The organism is Pseudomonas sp. PS01301, assembly GCF_029960215.1.
In the GTDB taxonomy this organism is placed as follows: Bacteria; Pseudomonadota; Gammaproteobacteria; order Pseudomonadales; family Pseudomonadaceae; genus Aquipseudomonas; species Aquipseudomonas coleopterorum.
The window spans coordinates 81,271-105,540 of sequence record NZ_JASCPM010000003.1; the positions used below are offsets into that span (position 1 = coordinate 81,271).

General features: G+C 61.5%; 27 protein-coding genes. 14 read left to right on the forward strand and 13 right to left on the reverse strand.

Annotated elements, in window-relative coordinates:
* Nucleotide 1: 1 nt before the first annotated feature.
* From QMX89_RS02395 to QMX89_RS02410, 4 genes are all read right to left on the reverse strand, one after another.
* A complete protein-coding gene (locus tag QMX89_RS02395; protein WP_282346523.1) occupies nucleotides 2–520 on the reverse strand; it encodes a sigma factor-like helix-turn-helix DNA-binding protein in 519 nt (172 codons plus the stop codon).
* A 363-nt stretch (nucleotides 521–883) separates the two neighbouring features.
* Nucleotides 884–1,351 (reverse strand): Lrp/AsnC family transcriptional regulator, encoded by a 468-nt coding sequence (locus tag QMX89_RS02400; RefSeq protein ID WP_049859960.1) that lies wholly within the window; start codon nucleotides 1,349–1,351, stop codon nucleotides 884–886.
* A gap of 89 nt (nucleotides 1,352–1,440) precedes the next feature.
* Complete coding sequence (locus tag QMX89_RS02405) at nucleotides 1,441–2,307, reverse strand: pirin family protein (protein WP_282346525.1); 867 nt, start codon at nucleotides 2,305–2,307, stop codon at nucleotides 1,441–1,443.
* A gap of 68 nt (nucleotides 2,308–2,375) precedes the next feature.
* Complete coding sequence (locus QMX89_RS02410) at nucleotides 2,376–3,749, reverse strand: aldehyde dehydrogenase family protein (protein ID WP_282346527.1); 1,374 nt, start codon at nucleotides 3,747–3,749, stop codon at nucleotides 2,376–2,378.
* Nucleotides 3,750–3,849: 100 nt separating this feature from the next.
* On the opposite strand from QMX89_RS02410, the gene QMX89_RS02415 reads away from it, so the two are divergent.
* Nucleotides 3,850–4,761 (forward strand): LysR family transcriptional regulator, encoded by a 912-nt coding sequence (locus QMX89_RS02415; protein WP_282346529.1) that lies wholly within the window; start codon nucleotides 3,850–3,852, stop codon nucleotides 4,759–4,761.
* A gap of 223 nt (nucleotides 4,762–4,984) precedes the next feature.
* Complete coding sequence (gene sthA, locus QMX89_RS02420; RefSeq protein ID WP_049859964.1) at nucleotides 4,985–6,379, forward strand: Si-specific NAD(P)(+) transhydrogenase; 1,395 nt, start codon at nucleotides 4,985–4,987, stop codon at nucleotides 6,377–6,379.
* Nucleotides 6,380–6,421: 42 nt separating this feature from the next.
* On the opposite strand, the gene QMX89_RS02425 is transcribed toward sthA, so the two are convergent.
* Both QMX89_RS02425 and QMX89_RS02430 read right to left on the reverse strand, forming a co-directional pair.
* Nucleotides 6,422–7,144 (reverse strand): glycerophosphodiester phosphodiesterase, encoded by a 723-nt coding sequence (locus tag QMX89_RS02425; protein WP_049859965.1) that lies wholly within the window; start codon nucleotides 7,142–7,144, stop codon nucleotides 6,422–6,424.
* 26 nt (nucleotides 7,145–7,170) lie between these two features.
* Nucleotides 7,171–7,758: a PilZ domain-containing protein gene (locus QMX89_RS02430; protein ID WP_282346533.1), complete on the reverse strand. Its 588-nt coding sequence runs from the start codon at nucleotides 7,756–7,758 to the stop codon at nucleotides 7,171–7,173.
* A 95-nt stretch (nucleotides 7,759–7,853) separates the two neighbouring features.
* Between QMX89_RS02430 and QMX89_RS02435 the strand changes: the two genes are divergently transcribed.
* The 4 genes from QMX89_RS02435 to queF all read left to right on the forward strand — a co-directional run bounded on the left by QMX89_RS02435 (nucleotide 7,854) and on the right by queF (nucleotide 12,002).
* Complete coding sequence (locus QMX89_RS02435; protein ID WP_049859967.1) at nucleotides 7,854–9,104, forward strand: lipoprotein-releasing ABC transporter permease subunit; 1,251 nt, start codon at nucleotides 7,854–7,856, stop codon at nucleotides 9,102–9,104.
* A 7-nt stretch (nucleotides 9,105–9,111) separates the two neighbouring features.
* A complete protein-coding gene (gene lolD / locus QMX89_RS02440; protein WP_177331277.1) occupies nucleotides 9,112–9,795 on the forward strand; it encodes a lipoprotein-releasing ABC transporter ATP-binding protein LolD in 684 nt (227 codons plus the stop codon).
* 28 nt (nucleotides 9,796–9,823) lie between these two features.
* Nucleotides 9,824–11,068: a lipoprotein-releasing ABC transporter permease subunit gene (locus QMX89_RS02445; RefSeq protein ID WP_282346537.1), complete on the forward strand. Its 1,245-nt coding sequence runs from the start codon at nucleotides 9,824–9,826 to the stop codon at nucleotides 11,066–11,068.
* A 103-nt stretch (nucleotides 11,069–11,171) separates the two neighbouring features.
* Nucleotides 11,172–12,002 (forward strand): NADPH-dependent 7-cyano-7-deazaguanine reductase QueF, encoded by an 831-nt coding sequence (gene queF, locus QMX89_RS02450; RefSeq protein WP_282346538.1) that lies wholly within the window; start codon nucleotides 11,172–11,174, stop codon nucleotides 12,000–12,002.
* A 49-nt stretch (nucleotides 12,003–12,051) separates the two neighbouring features.
* Here the strand turns inward: queF and QMX89_RS02455 are convergent, their stop codons facing one another.
* Nucleotides 12,052–12,315, reverse strand: a complete 264-nt coding sequence (locus QMX89_RS02455; RefSeq protein WP_049859971.1) for a DUF4404 family protein — start codon at nucleotides 12,313–12,315, stop codon at nucleotides 12,052–12,054.
* A 272-nt stretch (nucleotides 12,316–12,587) separates the two neighbouring features.
* Here QMX89_RS02455 and QMX89_RS02460 point away from each other — a divergent pair, with 272 nt between their 5' ends.
* Nucleotides 12,588–13,289 carry a VacJ family lipoprotein gene (locus tag QMX89_RS02460; RefSeq protein WP_049859972.1) on the forward strand — a complete coding sequence of 234 codons (702 nt, stop codon included), beginning with the start codon at nucleotides 12,588–12,590 and terminating at the stop codon, nucleotides 13,287–13,289.
* 55 nt (nucleotides 13,290–13,344) lie between these two features.
* On the opposite strand, the gene QMX89_RS02465 is transcribed toward QMX89_RS02460, so the two are convergent.
* Nucleotides 13,345–13,647 (reverse strand): PilZ domain-containing protein, encoded by a 303-nt coding sequence (locus tag QMX89_RS02465; protein ID WP_082223604.1) that lies wholly within the window; start codon nucleotides 13,645–13,647, stop codon nucleotides 13,345–13,347.
* Nucleotides 13,648–13,934: 287 nt separating this feature from the next.
* Between QMX89_RS02465 and rssB the strand changes: the two genes are divergently transcribed.
* Both rssB and rssC read left to right on the forward strand, forming a co-directional pair.
* Nucleotides 13,935–15,119, forward strand: coding sequence for a two-component system response regulator RssB (gene rssB / locus QMX89_RS02470; RefSeq protein ID WP_282346544.1), 1,185 nt, complete (start codon nucleotides 13,935–13,937; stop codon nucleotides 15,117–15,119).
* Nucleotides 15,116–15,598 (forward strand): anti-sigma factor antagonist RssC, encoded by a 483-nt coding sequence (gene rssC / locus QMX89_RS02475; RefSeq protein ID WP_043190372.1) that lies wholly within the window; start codon nucleotides 15,116–15,118, stop codon nucleotides 15,596–15,598. The genes rssB and rssC overlap by 4 nt, the downstream gene beginning before the upstream one ends.
* Nucleotides 15,599–15,673: 75 nt before the next feature.
* Here the strand turns inward: rssC and tal are convergent, their stop codons facing one another.
* Nucleotides 15,674–16,603 carry a transaldolase gene (gene tal / locus QMX89_RS02480; RefSeq protein ID WP_049859975.1) on the reverse strand — a complete coding sequence of 310 codons (930 nt, stop codon included), beginning with the start codon at nucleotides 16,601–16,603 and terminating at the stop codon, nucleotides 15,674–15,676.
* Between the two features lie 180 nt (nucleotides 16,604–16,783).
* Nucleotides 16,784–17,794: a tRNA dihydrouridine(20/20a) synthase DusA gene (gene dusA, locus QMX89_RS02485; RefSeq protein ID WP_282346551.1), complete on the reverse strand. Its 1,011-nt coding sequence runs from the start codon at nucleotides 17,792–17,794 to the stop codon at nucleotides 16,784–16,786.
* Nucleotides 17,795–18,325: 531 nt separating this feature from the next.
* Between dusA and QMX89_RS02490 the strand changes: the two genes are divergently transcribed.
* The 4 genes from QMX89_RS02490 (at nucleotide 18,326) to QMX89_RS02505 (ending at nucleotide 19,563) form a co-directional block, all read left to right on the forward strand.
* Complete coding sequence (locus QMX89_RS02490) at nucleotides 18,326–18,547, forward strand: CopG family transcriptional regulator (RefSeq protein ID WP_049859977.1); 222 nt, start codon at nucleotides 18,326–18,328, stop codon at nucleotides 18,545–18,547.
* On the forward strand, nucleotides 18,547–18,828 hold the full coding sequence (locus tag QMX89_RS02495; RefSeq protein ID WP_090358758.1) for a hypothetical protein: 282 nt from the start codon (nucleotides 18,547–18,549) through the stop codon (nucleotides 18,826–18,828). Before QMX89_RS02490 ends, QMX89_RS02495 begins: the two co-directional genes overlap by 1 nt.
* Before the next feature lie 207 nt (nucleotides 18,829–19,035).
* Entirely contained in the window at nucleotides 19,036–19,218 is a 183-nt protein-coding gene (locus QMX89_RS02500) for a hypothetical protein (RefSeq protein ID WP_282346556.1), read from the forward strand.
* A gap of 63 nt (nucleotides 19,219–19,281) precedes the next feature.
* A complete protein-coding gene (locus QMX89_RS02505) occupies nucleotides 19,282–19,563 on the forward strand; it encodes a type II toxin-antitoxin system Phd/YefM family antitoxin (protein ID WP_282346558.1) in 282 nt (93 codons plus the stop codon).
* Between the two features lie 139 nt (nucleotides 19,564–19,702).
* Here the strand turns inward: QMX89_RS02505 and QMX89_RS02510 are convergent, their stop codons facing one another.
* The gene (locus tag QMX89_RS02510; protein ID WP_282346560.1) at nucleotides 19,703–20,248 is read right to left on the reverse strand and encodes an RNA polymerase factor sigma-70; all 546 of its coding nucleotides are present in this window, start codon (nucleotides 20,246–20,248) and stop codon (nucleotides 19,703–19,705) included.
* Between the two features lie 238 nt (nucleotides 20,249–20,486).
* On the opposite strand from QMX89_RS02510, the gene QMX89_RS02515 reads away from it, so the two are divergent.
* Nucleotides 20,487–20,690, forward strand: coding sequence for an MbtH family NRPS accessory protein (locus QMX89_RS02515; protein ID WP_049859981.1), 204 nt, complete (start codon nucleotides 20,487–20,489; stop codon nucleotides 20,688–20,690).
* Nucleotides 20,691–20,865: 175 nt separating this feature from the next.
* Here the strand turns inward: QMX89_RS02515 and QMX89_RS02520 are convergent, their stop codons facing one another.
* Together QMX89_RS02520 and QMX89_RS02525 are read right to left on the reverse strand one after the other, a co-directional pair.
* Nucleotides 20,866–23,037 carry a TonB-dependent siderophore receptor gene (locus tag QMX89_RS02520; RefSeq protein ID WP_282346562.1) on the reverse strand — a complete coding sequence of 724 codons (2,172 nt, stop codon included), beginning with the start codon at nucleotides 23,035–23,037 and terminating at the stop codon, nucleotides 20,866–20,868.
* 99 nt (nucleotides 23,038–23,136) lie between these two features.
* Entirely contained in the window at nucleotides 23,137–24,156 is a 1,020-nt protein-coding gene (locus QMX89_RS02525) for a GNAT family N-acetyltransferase (protein ID WP_282346563.1), read from the reverse strand.
* Nucleotides 24,157–24,270 lie beyond the last annotated feature (114 nt).

A 24,270-nucleotide genomic window follows, 5' to 3' on the forward strand; every position in this document is an offset into this window, starting at 1 on the left:
CTCAAAGACTCTGGCTGATGAGCTCCAGGGCCAGTGCCATGGCCAGGCCTGCCGTCGCCCACCCCCGTAGCCCCAGCCCTTGCCGAGCCTTGTGGTGCCAGCGGTCATGCCCCAGCAGCGTGGCGGGCGCGAGCAACTGGCGCCATTGCAGCTCAGTGGCGTGAAAGGCAGCCAGGTGCGCGGCATCGCTGTCGAGCCAGCGACGGAAGTCGATGCGCTCGCTGGCCGTAGTGAGCGGATTTTGCAGTTTGACGTACCAGTGAATGGCCAGGCTCTGGCCTGGCAGCAGCGGTTTGCAGCAGGCGCGCATCGCGCTCTGCATCCGCTGTTCGACGTCGCCCAGGGTCAGGTGCAGTCGCTGGGCGATGGCCGGGTAGTCCAGTTCGTCGAGACGGCTGTAGAGCAGCACCTGTTGCGTTCGACGCGGCAGGCCACGCAACTGCCGATAGAGGCGTTGACGGTGCGGCTGGCCGTGAATGAGGTCCAACAGATCATGAGAGGGCGTGAGCAGTGGGGTCATGGGGACACCTCCTTTTGCGCGAATCCTGGTCATCTGTAGAGAGAAGGCGAGTTCGGACTTCCGTTTTCCGATGTTCTTTTGATATCATTCGCGCCATCTTTGCAGTGGCGCCACCAAGTCGGTGATGTTCGAAACCGACGGCGTGCAACACTCTTCATTAGCCTGAAGAGCCAAAAAAAAAGACCCGGCAAAAAGCCGGGTCAAAAACCGTGATTAGCCTGATGAGGAGATAATCTGAAGGTCCGACCTAAGGCCCTTCGGATTATCCAACCGATCTCTCGACCGGTTGAGCTCAATAATAATCGTTATCATTTGCATGTCAAATGATTTGTCTGCGTTTTCTTTCTTTTCTCCTTCCAGCCTTCATTCCAGCGGCAGTTCGGTCGTGCGTTTGACTTCGCTCATGGCGATGTTGGAGTAGGCTTCCTGCACGTGGGGCTTCTGCAGCAGGTGGTCACGCAGGAATCGCTCGTAGCTGGCGATGTCCTTGGCCACCACCTTGAGCATGAAATCCATGCCTCCGGCCATGGTGTAGCACTCCAGCACCTGCGGATAGCCGATGATGGCCTCCTCGAATTCGGTCAGGTGCCGTCGGCCATGGCCCGACAGCTTGACGCTGACGAAGATGGTCATGCTCAGGCCGAGCTTTTTCGGGTTGAGCAGGGCGACCTTGCGCTCGATCAGCCCTTCCTCCTGCATGCGGTGGATGCGTCGCCAGCACGGCGATTGGGACAACTCCACGCGTTCGGCGACCTGCGCCGCCGAGAGGTCGGCGTCGTGTTGGAGCAGGCGCAGGATGCGCCGATCGATCGGGCTGAGGCTGTTCTGCATGAATGAGTCCGGTTCTTGTGATTATCGGGTCGACTTCATGCAGAGTATGGCGCGCTCCTGGGGTTTTGCTCCAGTGAACCGCTACGAGCTCAGCCCTGGATGTGACCGAACTTGCCAGCCTGATAATCGGCGAACGCCTGCTGGATCTCTTCGCGGGTGTTCATCACGAAGGGTCCATAACTGGCCACTGGCTCGCCCAACGGTTCGCCATGGCCGTACAGCAGAGTGGCGGAGCCAGTGGCCTCGACGGTTACGTTGTCGTGCGTCTCGCTGAGTTTGACCAAGTGATGGCGCTGCAGCGCGGTGCCTGCGACGCTGGCTTGGCCGTCAACCACATACAGAAAGACGTTATGGCCCACCGGCGCTGGCAGCGAAAGTCGGGCGCCGGGTTGCAGGTGCACGGTCATCAAACACAAACCCGTCAACGAGTCGATCGGCCCGCGCTCAGAACGCTGTGCACTGGAAACATAGTCACCGGAAATCAGGCGGACCTCGGCCAGAGGTTCAGTGATCGTGGGGATGTCCGCGCCTTGCAGGCCGACATAGGCCGGGGCAGTCATCTTCAGGCGTGCGGGGAGGTTTACCCACAACTGGAGAATCTCCAGCGGGCCGCCCTCGCGCTTGAACGACTGCGGCGAGAGCTCGGCATGGACCAGTCCGGAACCTGCGGTCATCCATTGCACACCACCGGCCCCGATGATGCTCTCGTGGCCACCGCTGTCCAGATGCGACAGCTCGCCTTGCAGGATAAACGTGACGGTTTCGAAGCCGCGATGGGGATGGGGGCCGAACGGCAGCCCTTGATTGTTGCGTGGGTAGGTCTGCGGGCCGTGATGGTTGAGAAAAAGAAAGGGATCGAGTTGCTCGATGCCAGGGCCCGGCAGCGGGCGACGGGTGATCAGGTCACCGATGTCGTCGCGCTGCGCGGGAAACTGCTGGAGAACGGTGCGGGTCATGGGGCCTCGGCGCGTGGGTAGACGATGCAATGCATGACTATGCCGCACAAGCCCGCTGCCTGAACAGCTCAGCGGCGATCGAGCCACACCGTCTGGGCGTTGCAGAACTCGCGCACACCGAAGTGTGACAGTTCGCGTCCGAAGCCGCTTTTCTTGATGCCACCGAAGCCCACGCGGGCATCCGACGCACCGTAGCCGTTGATGAAGATCGCACCGGTTTCCAGGCGCTCGGTGAAGTATTCGATCAGTTCGGCATCGGCCGTCCACAGCGTCGCCGCCAGCCCGAACTCACTGTCGTTGGCCAGTGCCAGCGCATGCTCCGCATCGCGCGCCTCGATGATGGACGCCACGGGGCCGAACAGTTCCTGATCGAAGGCGGTCATGCCGGGCTGCACGTTGCCTAGCACCGTCGGTGCGTAGAAATTGCCAGCGCCGGCGAGCTTGTGCCCGCCCAGCAGCAGTTCGGCACCTTGCGCGATGGAGGCCTGGACCTGGCCATCCAGCTCGTCGCGCAGATCGTAACGCGCCATGGGGCCGATGTAGGTGTCGTCGAGCTGCGGATCGCCGACCTTCAGCGCACGGGTGGCGGCCAGGAAGCGCTCGGTGAAGGCCGGCAGAATGCTGGATTCGACGATCAGGCGCTTGGCCGCGGCGCAGACCTGACCGGTGTTCTGGAAGCGGCCGAGCAGGGCAGCCTTGACCGCTTCGTCCAGGTCGGCATCGGCCAGGACGATGAACGGGTCGCAACCGCCCAGTTCCAGTACGCATTTCTTCAGTGCTGCGCCCGCTTGAGCGGCGATGGCCGAGCCGGCGCCGACGCTGCCGGTCACGGTGACGGCTGCCACACGCGGGTCGGCGATGGCTCGCGACACACCGGCTGGCTCCACGTTGAGTACACCGAACAGGCCTTGGGGCAGCCCCGCCCGATCGAAGGCTTCACGCAGCAGGGTTGCGCTGCCCATGACGTTCGGCGCGTGCTTGAGCAGATAGCCATTGCCCGCCAGCAGCACGGGAATCGCCCCGCGCAGGACTTGCCAGAGCGGGAAATTCCACGGCATCACCGCCAGCACCGGCCCCAGCGGGCGGTACTCGATGCGCGCCTTCTGCCCAGGCACTTGGGTGGCTTCGGCTGCAAGCATCGCCGGGCCGTGCTCAGCGTACCAACGGCACAGTCCGGCACACTTTTCGACCTCGGCGCGGGCCTGGGTGATGGGTTTGCCCATTTCCTGGGTGATCATCTGCGCCAGTGGTTCGCCCATCTGGCGCAGGACGTCGCCCATGCGTGCGATGACGGCGGAACGTTCACTCAGCGCAACGTAGCGCCACTGTTCGAAGGCGGCGAAGCTGCCGGCCAGGGTCTGTTCGAGTTGCGCCTCGCTGTCGAACGGGTAGCGTTGCAGCTCGGTGCCAGTGGCGGGGTTCATGGAGATGGCATGGGTCATGGCGTTCACCTGTCGAGAGAAGATGTCTGCCACGATACGGGGATGGTTAAATCATGAAAACTGAATAATAATAACCAAAACCATCTCGTTTGGAGAATGTATGGACCTGACTCAGCTGGAGCTGTTTCGCGCGGTGGCGGAGGAGGGCAGCATCGCCGCTGCAGCGCAACGGGTGCATCGTGTGCCGTCGAACCTGACCACGCGGATCAAGCAACTGGAAAGCGAACTGGGGGTCGATCTGTTCATCCGCGAGAAACTGCGTCTGCGTCTGTCGCCCAACGGCTGGAGCTTTCTGGATTACACCCGGCGCATTCTTGATCTGGTCGAAGAAGCGCGCCAGGCGGTGTCCGGTACCGAGCCCCAGGGCTCCTTCGCGCTGGGCTCGCTGGAAAGTACGGCGGCGGTGCGCATTCCACCGTTGCTGGCGGCTTATCACCACCGCTATCCGAAGGTGGAGCTGGATCTCTCCACCGGCCCCTCGGGCGACATGCTCGACAGCGTGTTGAGTGGGCGCCTGGCAGCGGCTTTCGTCGACGGACCGCTGCGTCATCCGCTGCTCGACGGACGGGTGGTGTTCGACGAAGAGATGGTCCTGGTCAGCGCGCGCAGCCATGCGCCGGTGTCACGACCTCAGGATGTGAATGGCGAAACCGTCTATGCCTTTCGCGCCAACTGCTCCTACCGTCGCCATTTCGAGAACTGGTTCGTCGCCGACGGCGCCGCGCCGGGCAAGATCTTCGAGATGGAGTCCTATCACGGCATGCTCGCCTGCGTCAGCGCCGGAGCGGGGTTGGCACTGATGCCGCGCAGCATGCTGGAGAGCATGCCGGGCAGCAGCAACGTCAGCGTATGGACCTTGGCCGAGGATTTTCGCTGGCTGCACACCTGGCTGATCTGGCGCCGTGGCGCCGGCTCGCCGAACCTGGCGGCGATGCTCGAACTGCTTGATGAAAGTGCTCTGGCAACCGCGACCGGCTCCGGCACCCCGGCATCCACCGCAGCAATCGCATGATCCTATGCACCGGAAGGGGCCTGCGACCGGGCTCGAGTGGCAAAATGTCGCAGGCAATCGTTGACGTTGCGGGCCACGGAAAATAGGCTACGCGCCGACTAAGGGTGAACATCCGCGGTGCCTGCGCTTCCTATAGAATGCACCGCATGTTTTTCGATGCCTGATGAGGGCACGCCAGCCGCAGGCGCCGCCGTGGCGCCCGGCCAGATTTGAAGGAGTACGCATGGCTGTCTACAACTACGACGTAGTGGTGCTGGGTTCCGGCCCCGCCGGAGAAGGGGCGGCGATGAACGCCGCCAAGGCCGGGCGCAAGGTGGCCATGGTCGACAGTCGGCGCCAGGTCGGCGGCAACTGCACCCACCTGGGTACGATTCCTTCCAAGGCGCTGCGCCACTCGGTCAAGCAGATCATCCAGTTCAACACCAACCCCATGTTCCGAGCCATCGGCGAGCCGCGCTGGTTCTCGTTCCCGGACGTACTCAAGAGCGCCGAGCGGGTGATCGCCAAGCAGGTGGCATCGCGCACCAGCTATTACGCGCGCAACCGTGTCGACGTGTTCTTCGGCACCGGCAGTTTTTCCGACGAGCAGACGGTGGAAGTGATCTGCGCCAACGGCGCGCAGGAAAAACTCATCGCCAAGAGCGTCATCATTGCCACCGGCTCGCGCCCCTACCGGCCTGCCGACATCGATTTCAGCCATTCGCGCATCTACGACAGCGACACCGTACTGAGCATCACCCACACGCCGCGCAAGTTGATCATCTACGGCGCCGGAGTCATCGGTTGTGAATACGCATCGATCTTCAGCGGCTTGGGCGTGCTGGTCGAACTGATCGACAACCGCGAGCAATTGCTCAGTTTCCTCGATGCCGAGATTTCCCAGGGCTTGAGCTATCACTTCAGCAACAACAACGTGATGGTGCGGCACAACGAGGAATACGAGAAGGTCGAAGGCCTGGAAAACGGCGTGGTGCTGCACCTCAAGTCCGGCAAGAAGATCAAGGCCGACGCCTTGCTCTGGTGCAATGGCCGTACCGGCAACACTGACCGCCTGGGCCTTGAGAACATCGGCATCAAGGTCAACGGCCGCGGCCAGATCAGTGTCGACGAGGCGTATCGCACCTCGGTGCCGACGATCTACGGTGCGGGCGACGTGATCGGCTGGCCGAGTCTGGCCAGTGCCGCCCATGACCAGGGCCGTTCGGCGGCCGGCAGCGTGGTCGACAACGGCAGCTGGCGCTTCGTCAACGATGTGCCGACCGGGATCTACACCATTCCCGAGATCAGCTCGATCGGCAAGAACGAGCATGAGCTGACCCAGGCCAAGGTGCCTTACGAAGTGGGCAAGGCGTTCTTCAAGGGCATGGCTCGCGCGCAGATTTCCGGCGAACCGGTGGGCATGCTGAAGATCCTGTTCCACCGCGAGACCCTGCAGGTACTGGGCGTGCATTGTTTCGGCGACCAGGCCTCGGAGATCGTGCACATCGGTCAGGCGATCATGAATCAGCCCGGTGAGCTCAATACCCTGAAGTACTTCGTCAACACCACCTTCAATTACCCGACCATGGCCGAAGCCTATCGAGTGGCCGCCTACGATGGCCTCAACCGGCTTTTTTGAGCGGCTCCGGCCGGTGGCCTGAGCCGGCCGGGGAGACCGATTTCAGCGATTCCCGAGGGTGGCGCTGGCCAAACCGGGAAAGTCTGTAATCAGGCTGTCCACGCCGAAGTCGGCGAGTCTGCGCATCAGCGCAGGCTCGTTGACCGTCCATACCGACACATGCAAACCCTGGCGCTGCGCCTTGAGCAGGCGCTCGGGGGTGCACAACGTCCAATTCAGCGCGAGCATTTCGCAGCCATAGCTCTGCGCGACCTTGATCGGATCGAGCCAGGCATATTCGGCCACCAGGCCGCGCGCCACGTCCGGGGTCAATTCCAGGGCCGCGCGCAGCACTTCCCGCGAGCTTGAGGTGATGGTGATGCGGTCCAGAAGGTTCATGCGCTGCGCCAGTTCGCGGATGGCCAGCACGGTGGTCGCCGCGCGGGTGCGCGAGGCGCTCTTGACCTCCAGCTGCCAGTGCTCGAACGGGCATGCCTGGAACAGCTCCTCCAGGCGTGGAATGGGGCAGGGCGACACCCAGCCCGGGCCGCCCTTGCGCGCGTCATAGGTGACCAGCGCCTGGGCATCGTGCTCGACGACCTTGCCGCCGCGCCCGGTGGTGCGCTTGAGGGTCGGGTCATGAATGACCATCAACTCGCCGTCTCGGGACAGATGCAGGTCCAGTTCGCATCGACGCACCCCGTGTTCGAGGCACTGCTTGAAACTGGCGAGGGTGTTTTCCGGGGCTTCGCCTTTGGCGCCGCGATGGCCGTAGATAAGCGTCACGTTCGCTCCTTGAATGAATGTGTGGGTCAATCGATTGCCGGGGCTTGCCGCTCGCGCGCCTGGCGGCGTTGCAGTTGCTGTCTGTGCAGGATGTGGCGGGCCAGCAGTTGACGCTGGGCGTCGCTGATGTCGATGAACTGGGTACCGATCTCGAACTGGTCATCACCCACGGCAGTGCAGCTGGTGACGCTTGCCTTGAGCGACAGGCCGAGCGCCTGTGGCATCAGCGCGATGCGCAGGGTCAGGCGCGTGCGCTCGGTCATCGGCTGCTGCTGGAAGAACGCCAGGCTACCTTCGGACAGCACCACCGGACGAGGTTCGCCGATACGCTCCAGCAGGGTCTGCGCGACCAGTTGGCCGAGCAGGTCGATGCGCCGGTTCTGCGCCTTGAGCACAGCCTCCACGGCGCGGTTGGCTTCGCTTAGCTGGCGCAGCAGGTGCTGGGTTTCGAACTCGGCCAGGTGCATTTCACCGAGCAGGTCGAACAGTGGTGACGCATCCTGCAACATGTCTTCACCTGCCGTCTCGACCTCCGGGAGTATGGTGATTTCCAGTGCGATGCGGTCATCGATGCGATAGTATTCGCGGCGATCTTCTTCATCTGATGTCGTCATGACGAACCCGGGGTAGAGGCGATGGTCCGAGTGTAAAGCTGCTCGTCACGCCCTGCCAGCAGGACGTCTCCTCTTTCACCCGAACAAGCCCCGACATGTTCAGACCTCTTTTCGTTTTCATTGGCGCGCGCTACACCCGTGCCAAGCGACGCAATCATTTCGTGTCGTTCATCTCCCTCACCTCGATGATCGGTCTCGCCCTGGGCGTGGTCGTGATGATCGTCGTGCTGTCGGTCATGAACGGCTTCGATCACGAGATGCGTACCCGCGTGCTGGGCATGGTCCCCCACGCTACCGTCGAATCCGGCCAACCCATCGGCGACTGGCCAGCCCTGGCCGCGCAGGTCCGGCAGAACCCGCAGGTGGCGGCGGTCGCGCCGTTCACTCAGATGCAGGGTTTGCTGACCCATGACGGGCAGGTCCAGAAGATTCTGCTCAATGGCATCGACCCTGCGCAGGAGCACAACGTCTCGATCATCGACGCCTTCGTCAAGCAGGGCAGGGTCGATGACCTCAGGCCCGGCGAATTCGGCCTGATGATCGGCGACAAGGCTGCGACCAAGCTGGGTGTCGGTGTCGGCGACAAGGTGACCTTCGTGGCACCGGAAGTCACCGTCACCCCGGCCGGCATGTTCCCGCGCATGAAGCGCTTCACCGTGACCGGTATCTTCCACGTCGGCGCCGGCGAGCTGGACGGCTACCTGGGCCTGGCCAACCTCGAAGACCTGGGCAAGCTGCACCGCTGGAAAGCCGGCGAGGTGCAAGGCTTGCGTCTGAAGTTCGAGGACCTGTTCCAGGCGCCGCGCGTGTCCTGGCAGATCGCCCAGCAACTGGGCGACCAGACCTACTATGCCCGCGACTGGACCCGCACCCACGGCAATCTCTATCAGGCCATCGGCATGGAGAAAGCCATGATCGGCCTGCTGTTGCTGCTGATCGTCGCCGTGGCCGCGTTCAACATCATTTCCACACTGGTGATGGTGGTCAACGACAAGAAGGGCGACATCGCCATTCTGCGCACACTGGGCTCGACGCCGGGGCAGATCATGCGCATCTTCATGGTCCAGGGCACGGTGATCGGCGTGGTCGGCACCTTGATCGGCGCCGCTGTCGGCATTCTTGCGGCCTTGAACGTAAGCGCCGCCATTGCCTTGCTGGAAAAGGCCATCGGCCACAAGTTTCTCAACGCCGATGTCTACTTCATCGATTACCTGCCGTCGCAACTCATGGCCAACGATGTGTTCATGGTCTGCGGCGCGGCGTTGGTCCTGAGTTTCCTCGCCACCCTGTATCCGGCCTGGCGCGCTGCGCGTACCCAGCCGGCGGAGGCGTTACGTTATGAGTGAGTCGGGCATGAGTGAACAAGCAGTATTGAGTTGTCGCAACCTGGGCAAGTCCTACGAGGAAGGCCCGGAATCCGTGGTGGTGCTGGACAACCTGCAACTGGAGCTGCACGCCGGTGAGCGAGTGGCCATCGTCGGCAGTTCCGGCTCGGGCAAGAGCACCCTGCTCAACATGCTCGGCGGGCTCGATACGCCCAGCCGCGGCAGTGTCTGGCTGGCCGGGGAAGAGCTCTCGGCGTTGAACGAGCGGGCCCGTGGCCTGCTGCGCAACCGCGCTCTGGGGTTCGTCTACCAGTTCCACCATCTGTTGCCCGAATTCACCGCGCTGGAAAACGTCTGCATGCCGCTGCTGATCGGCAAGACTGCGATCCCCGAGGCCAGGCAGCGTGCTACCGCATTGCTGGAGCGTGTCGGCCTGGGCCATCGGTTGCAGCATAAGCCTGCCGAGCTGTCGGGCGGCGAACGTCAGCGCGTGGCGATTGCCCGTGCCCTGGTGAACACGCCTGGCCTGGTCATGCTCGACGAGCCCACCGGCAACCTCGACCACCACACGGCGCAAGGCATTCAGGACCTGATGCTCGAACTCAGCGTATCGCTACGCACCGCGTTTCTGGTGGTCACCCACGACCTGAGCCTGGCGCGACAGATGGACCGCGTACTGCGCCTGGAAGATGGCCGCCTGGTGCCGATCTAGCTTCTTTTTTCTAACGGGTTACCTCTGCATGTTCAGACCCTTGTCAATCTTCGTCGGCTTGCGCTACACCCGCGCCAAGCGTCGCAAGAACTTCATTTCGTTCATCTCCATGACGTCGATGATCGGCCTCGCCCTGGGCGTGCTCGCGATGATCGTGGTGCTGTCGGTGATGAACGGCTTCCAGCGCGAAATGAGCTCACGCATTTTGGGCATGGTGCCCCATGCGATGATCCAGGGCGTGAAACCGCTGGACGACTGGCGGCCGGTGGCTGCCGCAGCCATGAAAAACCCCGAGGTCCTGGCGGCCGTGCCGTTCACCGAACTCGACGGCATGCTGTCGTACAAGGGCATGATGCAGCCGATCCAGATCAGCGGTGTCGATCCGGCTCGCGAAGGCGAAGTGTCGATCGTCGCCGATCACATCGTTCAGGGGCGTCTGGACGACCTCAAGCCCGGTGAGTTCGGCGTCGTCATCGGCGAGATCACGGCCAGGCGCTTCCGCCTGAACGTGGGCGACAAGATCACCCTCATCGTGCCGGAAGTCAGCACTGCACCCGGTGGCATCACCCCGCGCATGCAGCGCCTTAACGTGGTGGGGGTGTTCAAGGTCGGTGCCGAACTGGACGGTTCCATGGGCCTGATCAACGCGGCGGATGCGGCCGAGATGCAGCGCTGGCAGCCGGGTCAGGTGCAGAGCGTGCGGCTCAAGCTGAAAGACCTGTACACGGCCCCTGAAGTCAGCGCCGCCATCGTCAAGGGCTTGGGGACGGGCTTCAAGGCCGACGACTGGACCCACACCCAGGGCAGCCTGTTCAGCGCCATGAAGATGGAAAAGACCATGATCGGCTTGCTGTTGCTGATGATCGTCGCGGTGGCGGCGTTCAACATCATTGCCACCTTGATCATGGTAGTGAACGACAAGGGCGCGGATATCGCCATCCTGCGCACCATTGGCGCCACGCCGCGGCAGATCATGGGCATCTTCATGGTCCAGGGCACGGTGATCGGCGTCGCCGGTACGGTGATCGGGGGCGTGCTGGGCGTGATCGCTGCGATCAACGTCAGCACCATCGTCGGCTGGCTGGAGCGCGTCACTGGCCAGCACATCTTCACCTCGGACGTGTACTTCATCAGCAACCTGCCATCGGAGCTGCAGGCAGGCGATGTCATGCTGATCTGCGGGGCTGGGCTGGTGCTGAGCTTTCTCGCGACCCTCTATCCTGCCTATCGGGCCTCGCAGATCGAGCCTGCGCACGCCTTGCGTTACGAATGAGCCATGGCAACGGTGGCGTGGTCCTGTGACCGCGCCACCGTTGCCATGCAGGGCGGCGGCAAATTCGCTAGACTGATGCCGTTCATTCAGTCAGGTTTATGTCATGCACCCCGCAGCCGAACATTCCCCGCTGGGCAAGTCCAGCGAGTACGTTTCCACCTACACCCCCTCCTTGCTGTTTCCCATTCCTCGCGCCGCGAAATGGGCCGAACTGGGCCTGAGCGCCGACACGCTGCCCTATACGGGTGTGGATGTGTGGAACTGCTTCGAGCTTTCCTGGCTGCTGCCTTCGGGCAAACCGGTGGTGGCCATCGGTGAGTTCAGCATTCCGGCGGATTCGCCGAACATCATCGAATCCAAGTCGTTCAAGCTGTATCTGAACTCGCTGAACCAGACGCCGTTCGCCTTGGTGGACGCGCTCGAGAAGGTGCTGGTGCAGGACCTGTCCGGCGCAGCTGGCAAGCCGGTGGGCGTCAAGGTGCGGCGGTTGGAGGAGGTGGAGGCCGAAGGCGTGGTCAGCCTGCCGGGGGTGTGCATCGATGATCTGGATATCACGGTCAGCAGCTACGATCACCCGCAGCCGGAACTGCTGCGTTGCGATCCGGCCAGGATTGTCGAGGAGTCCCTGCACAGCCATCTGCTGCGGTCCAACTGCCCGGTCACCAGTCAACCGGACTGGGGCAGTGTGTGTATTACCTACACCGGTGCTGCGCTGGACCATGCCAGCGTGCTGGCCTACCTGGTCAGCTTTCGCCAGCATTCGGATTTTCACGAGCAGTGCGTGGAACGGATCTTCACTGATCTGCAGCGCCTGCTGCAGCCGCAGAAGCTGACCGTGTTCGCCCGCTATGTGCGGCGCGGCGGCCTGGACATCAACCCCTACCGCAGCACCGAAGCACTGGATTTCGCCAACGGTCGACTTGTGCGCCAGTAACGCGGCGATTCAACAGCCGCTGGGAACGGCGGCTGTAGGGGTATCGCGCTCAGATGCCGATGTTGCCAAGGGTCTGGACAATGTTGCGCAACGCGCCGGCTACGCCTGGGTGATCGACTTCGAAGCGCTCCACGGCCAGGTTCACGTTGTCGGCGACTGAATTGTCGGCGGTGGCGTTTTCAAGTTCCATGCGCGCCTTGATCTGTTCCATCAAGGCGCGCATGTCTTCGCGCTCCTCGAGCGACAGCGTCTGGTTCTTGTCCAGTTGCTCGCGCAGTTCATCGAGCTGTTCTTGCAATTCGCGGGCTGGCATGACGTTCTCCTTGAGTGATAGGCACTTACATGGACCGCACCCGGTGCGCAAAGGTCCGTATCGACCCTGTCTGATTCGCAGTTGGCAGGGTTGCGAACCCGTCCGCGTGTGAACTTGAGGGCAGCCCGGAAGTCTGGCATGGGTACGTTCAGAACCTGGCATCCACCTGCGATCGCAAGTGCACTGCCTAATCGTGTCTGGACGCCTTATACTGGCTCACAAATTTTTGGACGGTCGCCTGCGGCCGAATCGTATCTCAAGGAGTAACCTGTATGCGTCTGACCGGTTCAGCTGTGATAGACCGAGTGGCTGGAGCCTGTCTGCTCCTTGGACTTGCCGTGGCCCCCATGGTCGCCCAGGCTGCGGAAGAAGATCCATGGGAGCCGGTCAACCGTGCGATCTTCCGGGTCAACGACACCCTGGACACCTATGCACTCAAGCCTCTGGCTCAGGGCTACCAGTGGATCACCCCGCAGTTTCTGGAAGACGGCATCCATAACGTGTTCAGCAACATCGGCGATGTTGGCAACCTGGCCAACAACGTCATGCAGCTCAAGCCTGCGGCGGCCGGTACCGATACGGCGCGCTTGATCTTCAACACCACCTTCGGCCTGTTCGGCTTCTTCGATGTGGGCACCAAGATGGGCCTGCAGCGCAGCGACGAAGATTTCGGCCAGACCCTGGGCTACTGGGGTGTGAGCAGCGGTCCTTACGTGGTTCTGCCCCTGCTGGGTCCAAGCACCGTTCGCGATGCGTTCGCCAAGTACCCTGACACCTACACCTCGCCTTACCGCTACATCGACCATGTACCGACCCGCAACACGACACTGGGCGTAAATGTGGTCGATACCCGCGCCAGCCTGCTGTCGGCGGAAAAGCTCATCAACGGCGACAAGTACATCTTCCTGCGCAATGCCTATCTGCAGAACCGCGAGTTCCGCGTCAAAGATGGCCAGGTGGAAGACGATTTTTAATTGTAACCAGGCATGAAAAAGGCGACCCGAGGGTCGCCTTTTTCATGCCTCGCATTCACTCCATGCTGAGCGTATGCAGGCCTATGGTCTGCGCGCCTTCGTGCCCCGAATCTTCCACACGTATCACTTCGGCCTGAACGTTGAGGTCGGTGAGGGTAGGGTGGTTCGAGGGCAGATGGACGCTGACCTGGTCCCCAACCCGCAACTGGGTGCGTGCTTCCAGCTGCATACCGGTGCTCGAAAGATCCTTGCATACGGCGGGAACTACAACGTCGCCAACCCGAAGGTCGACTTGGGCATCCACGGTCATGCGGATGAAATCACGTTTCTCACTGTAGTCACGATCATTGACGCTCATGGCTTGTCCTTCGATCTGGTTGCTATTATTGACGTTTTTATAACCAAGGGTAATTTGCCGGGCGAGCCGCTCTGGCTCGTGTCGCAACACCCTTGAAACGCTTGCCGGATGGGAGTACCGTCTGCGCCTTACAAGGCACCTCTGCATCCGCATGCGCAGGGCACCCAGCGCTTGTATTCGCCTCTGCGAGAGGCTAGAAGTAAAGGTAGGCGATCCATTGCTGTCTTCGCCAGGTTTTACTTTGCTGACCTACTTACGACAACCAATTTCTGGCGCCGTTTGCCCACATGCAGAAAACCAGTGCAACGCTGCTGATCATCGATGACGACGATGTGGTGCGCGCAAGCCTTGCGGCCTACCTCGAAGACAGCAGCTTCAGCGTGCTGCAGGCGAACAATGGCCTGCAGGGCCTTCAGGTATTCGAGCAACAGCAGCCCGATCTGGTCATCTGCGACCTGCGCATGCCGCAGGTCGGTGGCCTGGACCTGATTCGCCAGGTGACCGAGCTGTCGCCTGATATCCCCGTCATTGTGTTGTCCGGTGCCGGTGTGATGAACGACGCCGTCGAAGCACTGCGTCTGGGCGCTGCGGACTACCTGATCAAACCCCTGGAAGACCTGGCCGTTCTGGAGCATTCGGTTCGGCGCGCACTGGATCGCTCCCGGTTGTTGCTGGAGAACCGGCGCTATCGCGAGAAGCTGGAAACGGCCAACCGTGAACTGGAGGCCAGCCTGCACCTGTTGCAGGAGGACCAGACCGCCGGCCGCCAGGTGCAGATGAACATGCTGCCGCAGAACCCCTGGAGCACCGACGGGTTCAGTTTCGAGCACCAGATCATCCCGTCGTTGTACCTGTCGGGGGACTTCGTCGATTACTTCAGGGTCGACGAGCATCGCGTGGCGTTCTATCTGGCCGATGTCTCGGGCCATGGCGCTTCATCGGCATTCGTCACGGTGCTGTTGAAATTCATGACCACGCGCCTCATGTTCGAATCACGGCGCGGTGGTTCGATGCCCGAGTTCAAGCCGTCGGACGTGCTGGGCCATATCAATCGTGGTCTGATCAACACCCGCCTGGGCAAGCATGTCACCATGGTCGGCGGCGTGATCGACGAGCACACCGGGTTGCTGACCTACAGCATAGGCGGCCATCTGCCGCTTCCCGTGTTGTACACCCCTGAACGGACGCATTACCTGGAAGGGCGCGGTCTACCGGTCGGCCTGTTCAACGAAGCCACCTACACCGATCACGTCATGGCGTTGCCGGAGCAGTTCAGCCTTACCCTGTTTTCCGATGGGATACTGGACCTGCTGCCGGGTGAGACGCTGAAGGAAAAAGAAGCTGCATTGCCTGAAATCGTCAGCGCAGCGGGCGGCAGCCTGGATGGCTTGCGGCACACGTTTGGACTGGCCACACTTGGGGAGATGCCGGATGATATCGCCCTGATGGTGCTGAGCAGGAACCTTGCATGAGTACTGGTAGAATCCAGTTTGCGGAACAAAGCGGCACGTTCGTGTTGAAATTCGTGGGAGAGGTGCGCCTGACGCTTTGCTCGGCGCTGGATGCGACGATCGAGCGGATCTTCACCGCTCTGGATTTCTCCGCCATCGTCATCGACCTGACCGAAACCCGCAGCATCGACAGCACCACCTTGGGCTTGTTGGCCAAGCTGTCGATCATGTCCCGACAAAAAGTTGGATTGCTGCCGACCGTGGTGACGACCCACGAGGACATCACGCGCCTGTTGCAGTCCATGGGATTCGATCAGGTATTCAACATCGTCGGCCGTCCGATCCCGTGTCCCGACTGCCTTACCGATCTGCCCTCGCAGGACCTTTCCGAAGATGTCGTAAGGTCCAAAGTGCTGGAGGCGCACAAGATTCTCATGGGCCTGAACGAGTCCAACCGTGAAGCCTTCCATGACCTGGTCAACGCCCTCGAGCGCAGCTGAGACTTCCAGACAGCTCTTCCGGCCATAAAAAAGGCGACCTTGCGGTCGCCTTTTTTCATGTGTCGCCGTGCTGAATCAGGATACTTTTGCAGTGAGCAGGGTTTCCAGCTTCTCCTGGTCACGCGCAAACTGACGAATGCCTTCGGCCAGTTTTTCGGTGGCCATTGCGTCTTCGTTCGATGCCCAACGGAACTGAGCCTCGGTCAGGATCTGCTTCGGCTCGCTGGCATTGCCAGGCTTGAGCTTGCGCTCCAGCGTGCCTTCATCTTCCGCCAGCTTGTGCAGCAGCTCCGGGCTGATGGTCAGGCGATCGCAACCGGCCAGTTGTTCGATCTGGTTGATGTTGCGGAAGCTGGCGCCCATGACCACGGTGTCGTAGCCGTTGGCCTTGTAGTAGTTGTAGATGCGGGTTACCGACTGCACGCCTGGATCTTCGGCACCGGTGTATTCCTGGCCGGTGGATTTCTTGTACCAGTCGTAGATGCGACCCACGAACGGCGAAATCAGGAACACCCCAGCATCGGCACAGGCCTGTGCCTGAGCGAAGGAGAACAGCAGCGTCAGGTTGCACTGGATGCCGGCTTTTTCCAGCTTCTCGGCGGCGCGGATGCCTTCCCAGGTGGAGGCCAGCTTGATCAGGACGCGCTCGCGACCCACGCCGGCCTTTTCGTACAGGTCGATGATCTGGCTGGCCTTGGCCAGCAGAGCCTGTTCGTCAAAGGACAGGCGTGCGTCCACTTCGGTGGAAATACGGCCCGGGATGGCTTTGAGAATGCCGGTGCCCACGGCGACCGCGAAGGTGTCCGAGGCCAGGCCGACGTCACCGTTGCTGTCGCTGATGGTCTTTTGCAGCAAGTCCTTGTAACCGTCCAGGGAAGCTGCCTTGAGCAGCAGCGACGGGTTGGTGGTGGCGTCGACCGGCTTGAGTTTGGAGATGGCGTCGAAGTCGCCGGTGTCGGCGACGACGGTGGTCATTTGCTTGAGTTGTTCCAGCTTGGAAGTCATGTGCGTGCTCTGTCCTTTGCGAATGGATGACGTTACCCGAGCGCTGCGTCTGGCTCAAGGGCCAACGGGGTGCAGCAGGCGAAAGGGCGGTGGTAGACCTACATTTGAGTGTCTTGTCGCGCGACGGTTCAATGGATCGAGTATGCGCTCCTGGCCAGGTTCTGGCGCACCGCCCAGCGATCAGCGACCTTCGAGCAGCGCCCCGGCCTGATCGAGCAGCGCCAGCGGATCATCGGTCTTGTGGATGTCCACCGACAGCAGTTGGCGAAATTTGCGCGCACCGGGAAACCCGGTGCCCAAGCCCAGCATGTGCCGCGTGACGTGGTGCATGGCACCGCCCGAGGCGATATGTGCGGCGATGTACGGACGCATCTGCCGTAACGCATCGAAACGACTGATCACCGGGGCGTCGCTGCCGAACAACTGCTGGTCGACCTGCGCCAACAGATAGGGGTTGTGGTAGGCCTCGCGTCCCAGCATCACCCCGTCGAATGTCTGCAAGTGCTCGGTGCAGTCTTCCAGGGTCTTGATGCCGCCATTGAGGATCACTTCCAGGTCGGGAAAATCAGCCTTGAGGCGCTCGGCAACGTCATAGCGCAACGGCGGAATGTCGCGGTTTTCCTTGGGCGACAGCCCTTCGAGGATAGCGATGCGCGCGTGCACGGTGAAACTGCGACAGCCGGCCTCCCGCACCTGCCCGACGAAATCGCACAACGCTTCATAACTGTCGCGGCCATTGATCCCGATGCGGTGCTTGACCGTGACCGGAATCGACACCGCATCGCGCATGGCCTTGACGCACTCGGCCACCAGCGCCGGATGCGCCATCAGGCAGGCCCCGATCATGTTGTTCTGCACACGATCACTGGGGCAGCCCACATTCAGATTGACCTCATCGTACCCATGCGCCTGCGCCATGCGTGCACATGCCGCCAAGTCGGCAGGCGTGCTGCCGCCCAACTGCAGCGCAATCGGATGCTCGGCCTCGTCGTAGCGCAGGAAACGCTCGTGGTCGCCATTGAGCAGGGCGCCGGTGGTGACCATTTCGGTGTAGAGCAGGGTGTGACGCGAGAGCAGGCGCAGGAAGTAGCGACAGTGGCGGTCGGTCCAATCCATCATGGGTGCGACGCTGAAGCGGCGAGACGGCTCCAGGCGAGGTGTGGCGGGCGTTTCAGCTACATTCTGTACCATTTTACTCTGCGCGTTTTGTACCAGTTTTCGGGTGTTTTCGTGGGGTGGGCGGTAAGTTGTACCACCTAGAGAAGGATCTTCACCACTTTCGCCATGGCCACCATTCGCGTGGGAAAACGGGCGGACGAGGGGAGTGCTACACAGGTCGGATCTGTACGAAACGTTATGAGGGGCAAGTCTACCAAGACTCGGTGGTTCGTGCGAAAACAGGTTGGGTGGGCGTTTCGGTGGATTAGGCAGGGGAGCGTTAGTGAGTAGTTTTCAAACGATGGTTGACGTCAGTGATCGGAGCACGGTCGCCGAGGCGGATCAGGTCTTCTAGGCGGCGGAGGAGGGTGGAAATCGGACTCATGTCCCGGATGGTGCGCCGAGCGAAAACACTATGCATCAAGGGGGTGATGTTGGAGAGGGTTTTACATTCGGTAGCGAATGAGCGGCCTGGTAACGGACTCTGATGAAGCGTTTTGATGGAAGGGATGCTTAAATTTGCAGTACTATTGCAGTACTTCATGACACAACGGGAGAGTCGCCATGCCTCGCATGACATTAGACCTAAGCACCGAGATTGACGATCGCCTTACCGAAATCGCCGCACGTCGCGGTATCAGCAAGGCTGACGCCATGCGCCGCGCATTCGCGCTATTGGCCATTGCTGACGAAGAGAAGAGCAAGCCCGGAAAATTCTCGTTGGGTATCGTCCGCGAGAAAGATGACCACACGCTTGAAGCCGTTGGTCGGGTGGTGGGTGTTTGATGACGCAAGAGCATATGCACTCGGGAGACCGGAATATCGAGGATGTTTTCGCGTCAGATGATCACGGCAAAAAGCCAGTTAAGCTTGGAGAGGGCGATAGGCTCAAATTCGCTCAGCAGATACTCGGCGGTTTATTTGTGGTCTCTTTGTTGGTAATGGGGGGATATGCGTTCAATCCTGACAATAAGGCGTGGGCGGAGATATTTGAACTGATAAAGGTGGGCGCGCTGCCTTTGGTAACGCTAGTGATTGGTTTTTATTTTCCGAGCTCAAATCGGTAAGTACATGCTGAAAGAGGGTTAATCACGGAGCTTTTGATAGCCATTGGCCTGGATGAAGGACATAGACACACGTAAGGCGCGGCCCTGTAACAGATGTCTTTCCACGTGTCGCCAACTCGACGTCGTTCGGCGCCACCTTCATTCTGATGTCATGGATGACCGCAAAGCACACAGTTTTCAATCGGATAAAGATCAGGAGGATCCACTATGGCCAAGAAAGCCAACAACCCGTTCTACTTCGCCGGCGCCCCGTTGATTGCAGTCGGCTGCGCCTTCGCCGCGATCGGTGCCTGGGGTCAGGAGGCTTTTGGATGGACGTCCATAGGGTTACTGGTGCCTGGCCTGGCTTTGCTGGCTGCGGGGCTTATGAATAGGCGCCGGGCGAGCTGAACACGTCTGTCGACTGACTTTGCAGGTAAAGGGAACGGGATCATCGGTACAGGGGCAAGACGCATGAGTGCATCATCAACCCGAGTTCAGCGCGCGGTCTCCGCTACGGCGATGGCTGGGTGTTTCAGCGTGCACCTGGAAGTCGTCACCAGCGGCAAGGTCTCGCATCTGGTCATCATCGATGATCACGAGCCAGCCGCCGTGCTGCTGAGCGTCGACGCTTATCAAGCGCTGCAGGATGAGCTTGAAGATCTGCGTTCTGAACGTCTGGCCATCGAGCGCCTGCCTGGCATATACAGCGATGTGACCTTGAGCCTGGAAGAAATGAACGCCCGGTTCGAATAGGCATTTGTGCCGTACACCTGCGTTCTTCGTTACCAGTGGGTGACAGATACAGAGCCCAATCTACCAAGCGATCCTGAAGCTTCCTGCGAATGATGTTCGAACGCCACGAACATGACCCGCCCATCACACCTTCCAAATCCTAGCAACCCGCCCCGGCTCCCACGAACTTCCGGCAGTGCACCGACGCATCGCGAATCATGAAATTGACCAACGTAGGCGAGACGCCCAACTCGGTGGCGATGTCCTTCTGTGGTTTGCCGTGCACGCGATACATCAGGAAGGCGTAGCGGGCGCGCTTGGGCAGTTGGGCCAGGGCGCGGTCGACCTTGCCCAGGGTCTGGCGGTCGACGTTGATCGACTCCGGGTTGGACATCTGGGGGACTGTGTCGAGGGTCTGGTCGTCCTGGACGAAGTAGCGCTGTTCGGTGGCCTGCTTGCGGTAATGGTCGATGGCCAGGTTGCGCACGATGCGGAAGATGTAATTGAGCTGGGCGTTGAAGGGCAGCATGCCGGCTTTCATTCTGCGCACTCGCAGATAGGCATCCTGGACGACATCTTCGGCGTGGCTGCGGCATCCGGTGATTTGCGCGGCGATTTTGATCAGGCCCTGGCGGTGCGAAATGAGTGTCTGCAGCAGCGAGGGGAGGTCGTGGAGTGAGTTATCCGTGCTACGTGAATCCTGCATGTTGATACCTGCGGCGGGCAGTGACAGAAAGTATGTCCTTATGTGACGGCGCTCAAAGTAGAGTTGTTGATTCTCATTGTCAAATGAGAAATTGTTCTATTCATAGATTTTCTTGATTGCGTGAAGGAATTAGCCCGCTCGTCAAATGGAGGCTAATTTTGGGTAGGTGTGGGACGTCTTTGAGGGGTAGGCCTGTGCTACGCGCAGGTACGTTGAGTAATTTTCAGGAGGCAAGGCAATGGCGTTCGACCGCGAAGACACGATGTTTCTGGTAGTGATGAATCACGAGCAGCAGTACTCGATCTGGCCCGATTTCAAGGCCGTGCCCGCGGGTTGGTCAACGGTGAGGGAAGCGGCGTCCAAGGCCGAGTGCCTGGCCTGGATCGAAGCCAACTGGACGGACATGCGCCCGGCCAGCCTGCGTGAAGCGATGGGGGCTTGAGGAAGTACGCGTGACCGCGCGGCGCGTGGCAGGGTCACGCGCCGTCGTCATTTTGGGGACCCCCAGCATGTGAGGTGGCCGAGGTGTGGCGGGTCTTGGCGACGATCAGTCCCTTGGGGTCCAGATGAATCTGGTATTTGCCAGAAGGGCCGATCGCCGTGTGCCTGGTCAGCCGTTACCAGCGGTAGTTGACCGACCCGATCAGCGCTCGCTCGTCGCCGTAGCGGCATGAGACGTTGCAGAACAGGTACTTCTCATTGGCGACGTTTTGCGCCTTCATGGCCACGGTCCAGTTCTTGTCGACTTCATAGGTAACTTTCGCGTCGAACAGGGTGTAGGCGGAGACCTTTTCGTTGGCGTCCGAGCTGGACGTGCGGCTGGTGCCCATGTAGCGGGCGCCGCCGCCGACCACGACCTGAGGCAGGCCCAGGGTGGTCAAGCGGTAGTCGGCCCACAGGTTGGCCATGTGATAAGGCACGCCGTCGATGCGCGTGCCCACGCGGGCGGACACGGCATCGTCGGTGATCTTCGCATCGGTGTAGGTGTACGAGGCGGTGGCGCTGAGGTTCGGGGTGATGTCCGCTTTGGCCTCAAGCTCCACGCCCCGCGCGCGGGTTTCGCCGAACTGCACGGTATTGCCGGTGAGGTCGGTGCTCAGCGAGTTCTTCTGCTTGAGGTCGTAGACCGCAGCGCTCAGCAGGGCCGTGGTACCGGGCGGGGTGTAGCGCACGCCGATCTCGTACTGCTCGCCCTCGGTCGGATCGAACGAGGTGTTGGCGTTGGCGTTGAAGACGTTCGCCGGCAGGAACGACTGGCTCCAGCTGATGTACGGGGCCAGGCCGTTGTCCGCCTGGTAGACGAGGCCGACACGGCCGGTGGCTTTCTTGTCATCGCGTGGTGTGCGGGCGCCGCTGGCGAAGTTGTAGGTGCGGCTTTCGGCCCAGTCCTGGCGACCGCCCAATAGCAGAATCCACCTGTCGTCGAACTTGATCTGGTCTTGCAGGTAGACGCCGGCCTGGGCGCTGTGCAGGTCCGAGCCGGTGTTGGCGGATGTGGCGTTGGTTGGCACGCCATACACCGGGTTGGCCGGGTTGAATATGGAGTTGGCGCCGGCGAAGCGATGGGAGTCGTAGGTCTTGTGGTAGTAGTCCACGCCCGCCAGCAGGGTGTGCTGCCAGCGGCCGCTGTTGAGGGTCCATTGCACGTTGTTGTCGCTGGTCCAGCCTTCGGAGCGTTCGCGGCGGATGCTGGGTCGGCGCGCCAGCTGGCCCCGGTTGCGCAGGGCGGCGCTGCCGGTATCGGCGACCTGCATGTAGTCCCAGCTCAGGTCCGCCTCGAAGTGGCGGAGGGAGTGGCGGATTTTCAGGTCGGGAGTGAAGTCGTGTTCGAACAGGTAGCCGATGCTGGTCGAATAGTTGTTGTAGTGGTCGAAGCCGCGCTCGCCGGTGAACAGGTCGCGGTCGACCTTGGGGTAGCGGGTGCCGGACGAGGTGGTCAGGTCGAAATCCAGCGGCGGTGCGAAGCCGGTGCGGGTTTCCTGGTAGTTGGCCAGGAGGGTCAGCGAGGTGCTGTCGTTCGGGCGCCAGGTGAAGGCGGGGGCGATGTAACGGCGGTCGTCGTCCGCGTCGGTGGTCTGGGTGTCGCTGTCGCGCCACAGGCCGGTGAGACGATAGGAGAACTGCCCGGCGTCGTCGATCGGGCCGCCCAGGTCGAAGCTGTACTGTTTGCGTGCATGGCTGCCGTACTCGACGTTGACTTCATGCAGCGGCGTATCGGTCGGGCGTTTGGTGATGGTGTTGATCAGACCGCCCGGCGACAGTTGGCCGTACAGCACCGAAGAGGCGCCCTTGACCACTTCCACGCGCTCCAGGCCGTAGGGTTCGATGCCGCCGTCATACACGCTGCCTTGCAGTTTCATGCCATCGCGCAGAATGCCGCCCGTGCCCGAGCCGACGTTGAAGCCGCGGATCACGAAGTCGTCGGCGACCCGGCTGAACCCGCCGGGCTGGGCGATCACGCCTGGTGTGTAGCTCAGGGCCTCGGCCAGGGTGTCGGTCTTGCGGTTGTCCATCTCGTCGCGGGTGACGACCGAAATCGACTGCGGAATGTCCTTGATCGCCGAATCGGTCTTGCTCGCGCTGGTGCTGCGCGTGGCCACGGGACCCTGGATCTGCCCGGTCGGGTTCTCGAGGACCCTGGCGTCGATGTTGGTTTCCTGCAGCTCCAGGGTGCCGCTCGAGGCGGCAGTGCTGGCGCTGTCGGCGGCGTAGGCTGTACTCAGTGGCAAGCCACCGAGCAACAGCGCCAGTGTCAGCGGATGGTAGACGAAGACTTTTTTTGCGGGCATGGCGGCTCCTGAGTGTGAAGTGTTGTTTTTCTGGTGAGTTGAAGTCATGTCGCCCGCTGCATGATCCCCATCAAGCAGCGGGCGTCCCATTGGCGGCGGTTACGGGCAGTACTCGTCGAAGAACGTCTCGCGCTCCAGGCGCAACAGGGCGGCTTGCTTGTGCGGCAGGGTGATGGTCTTGAGCCTGCCGTAGCCCTGGGATTCGAGGAAACCGATCTGCCGGGTATGGTCGATCCGCGGTTCGCCGAGGATGCGCTGGGTGCGCGGCTCGTCGATGAACATGTAGTGCATGAGCGAGCGGAACCAGCCCTTGAGCTTGCCGGCGCTCTGGTGCTTGCTCTCGCCGACCACCACGTGCCAGCCACGGTCGTGGTCCTGGACGTCGTAATAGGGAGCGATGCGATCTTCCTTGCACCAGTAGATCTCGAAGTAGGCGAACGGCTCGCCGTCGTAGCTGCCGATCAGTGGCAACACCCGTGGGTCATCGAGCATCTGTTGCAGGTATTCGGCGTGTTCTTCGGGGCTGCCGGTCTGCTCCCAGAAGAACGCGACCTGCTCCAGGTTCATCCAGCGATTGAAGCGTTCCAGGTCCAGACCGATGTCGACGGTGCGCAGGGTGAACGTGGTCTTCAGGCCCGGTAGTTCGCGGCGGTAGACCTCGCCGTGCGGGATCGGCGGGCGCTGTGGGTGACGCTTGTCGCCGCTGAGCGTGTAGCGCAGCGGCATGCCGGCGGCCGATGGAGTGGTGAGCCAGGGCAGCGGGTGTTGCCAGAAGCTGCTGCGGGCGCAGGCCAGGCGTGCGGTGCGGCCGTCGTGGCCTAGAAGGGTATCGAACACCCCCTCACGCACCGCGTCGCGCGCGCGGTCGAGGGCGAGCGGGGCGCTGACTTCCAGCCCAGGGACGCGGGACGAATTGCAGAAGACCTGACCGAGCAGGGCGAGCAGGCCGCTGACCGGGAACGCCACGGGCAGGTTCTCCAGCCGCACATGGCCGTCCTGGCGGAAAAAGTGCACCGGTTCGATCCCTTCGATTGCCAGACTGCCGTTGCCATCGTCCGCCACCTGGGCGATCACGTGGCGGCCGTCGGCCAAGGGCAGGGTGAAGTTCGGCGTGGTCATGGTGCTTCTCCGTGAGTGGCTTCTCGCGTGGGCCAGCGCGCAGGAACGTACCGGGTACTGACCGGTCGGGTGGTTCCAGGGCATAGCTTAGGTAGAATTGTAACGAATGGGAAT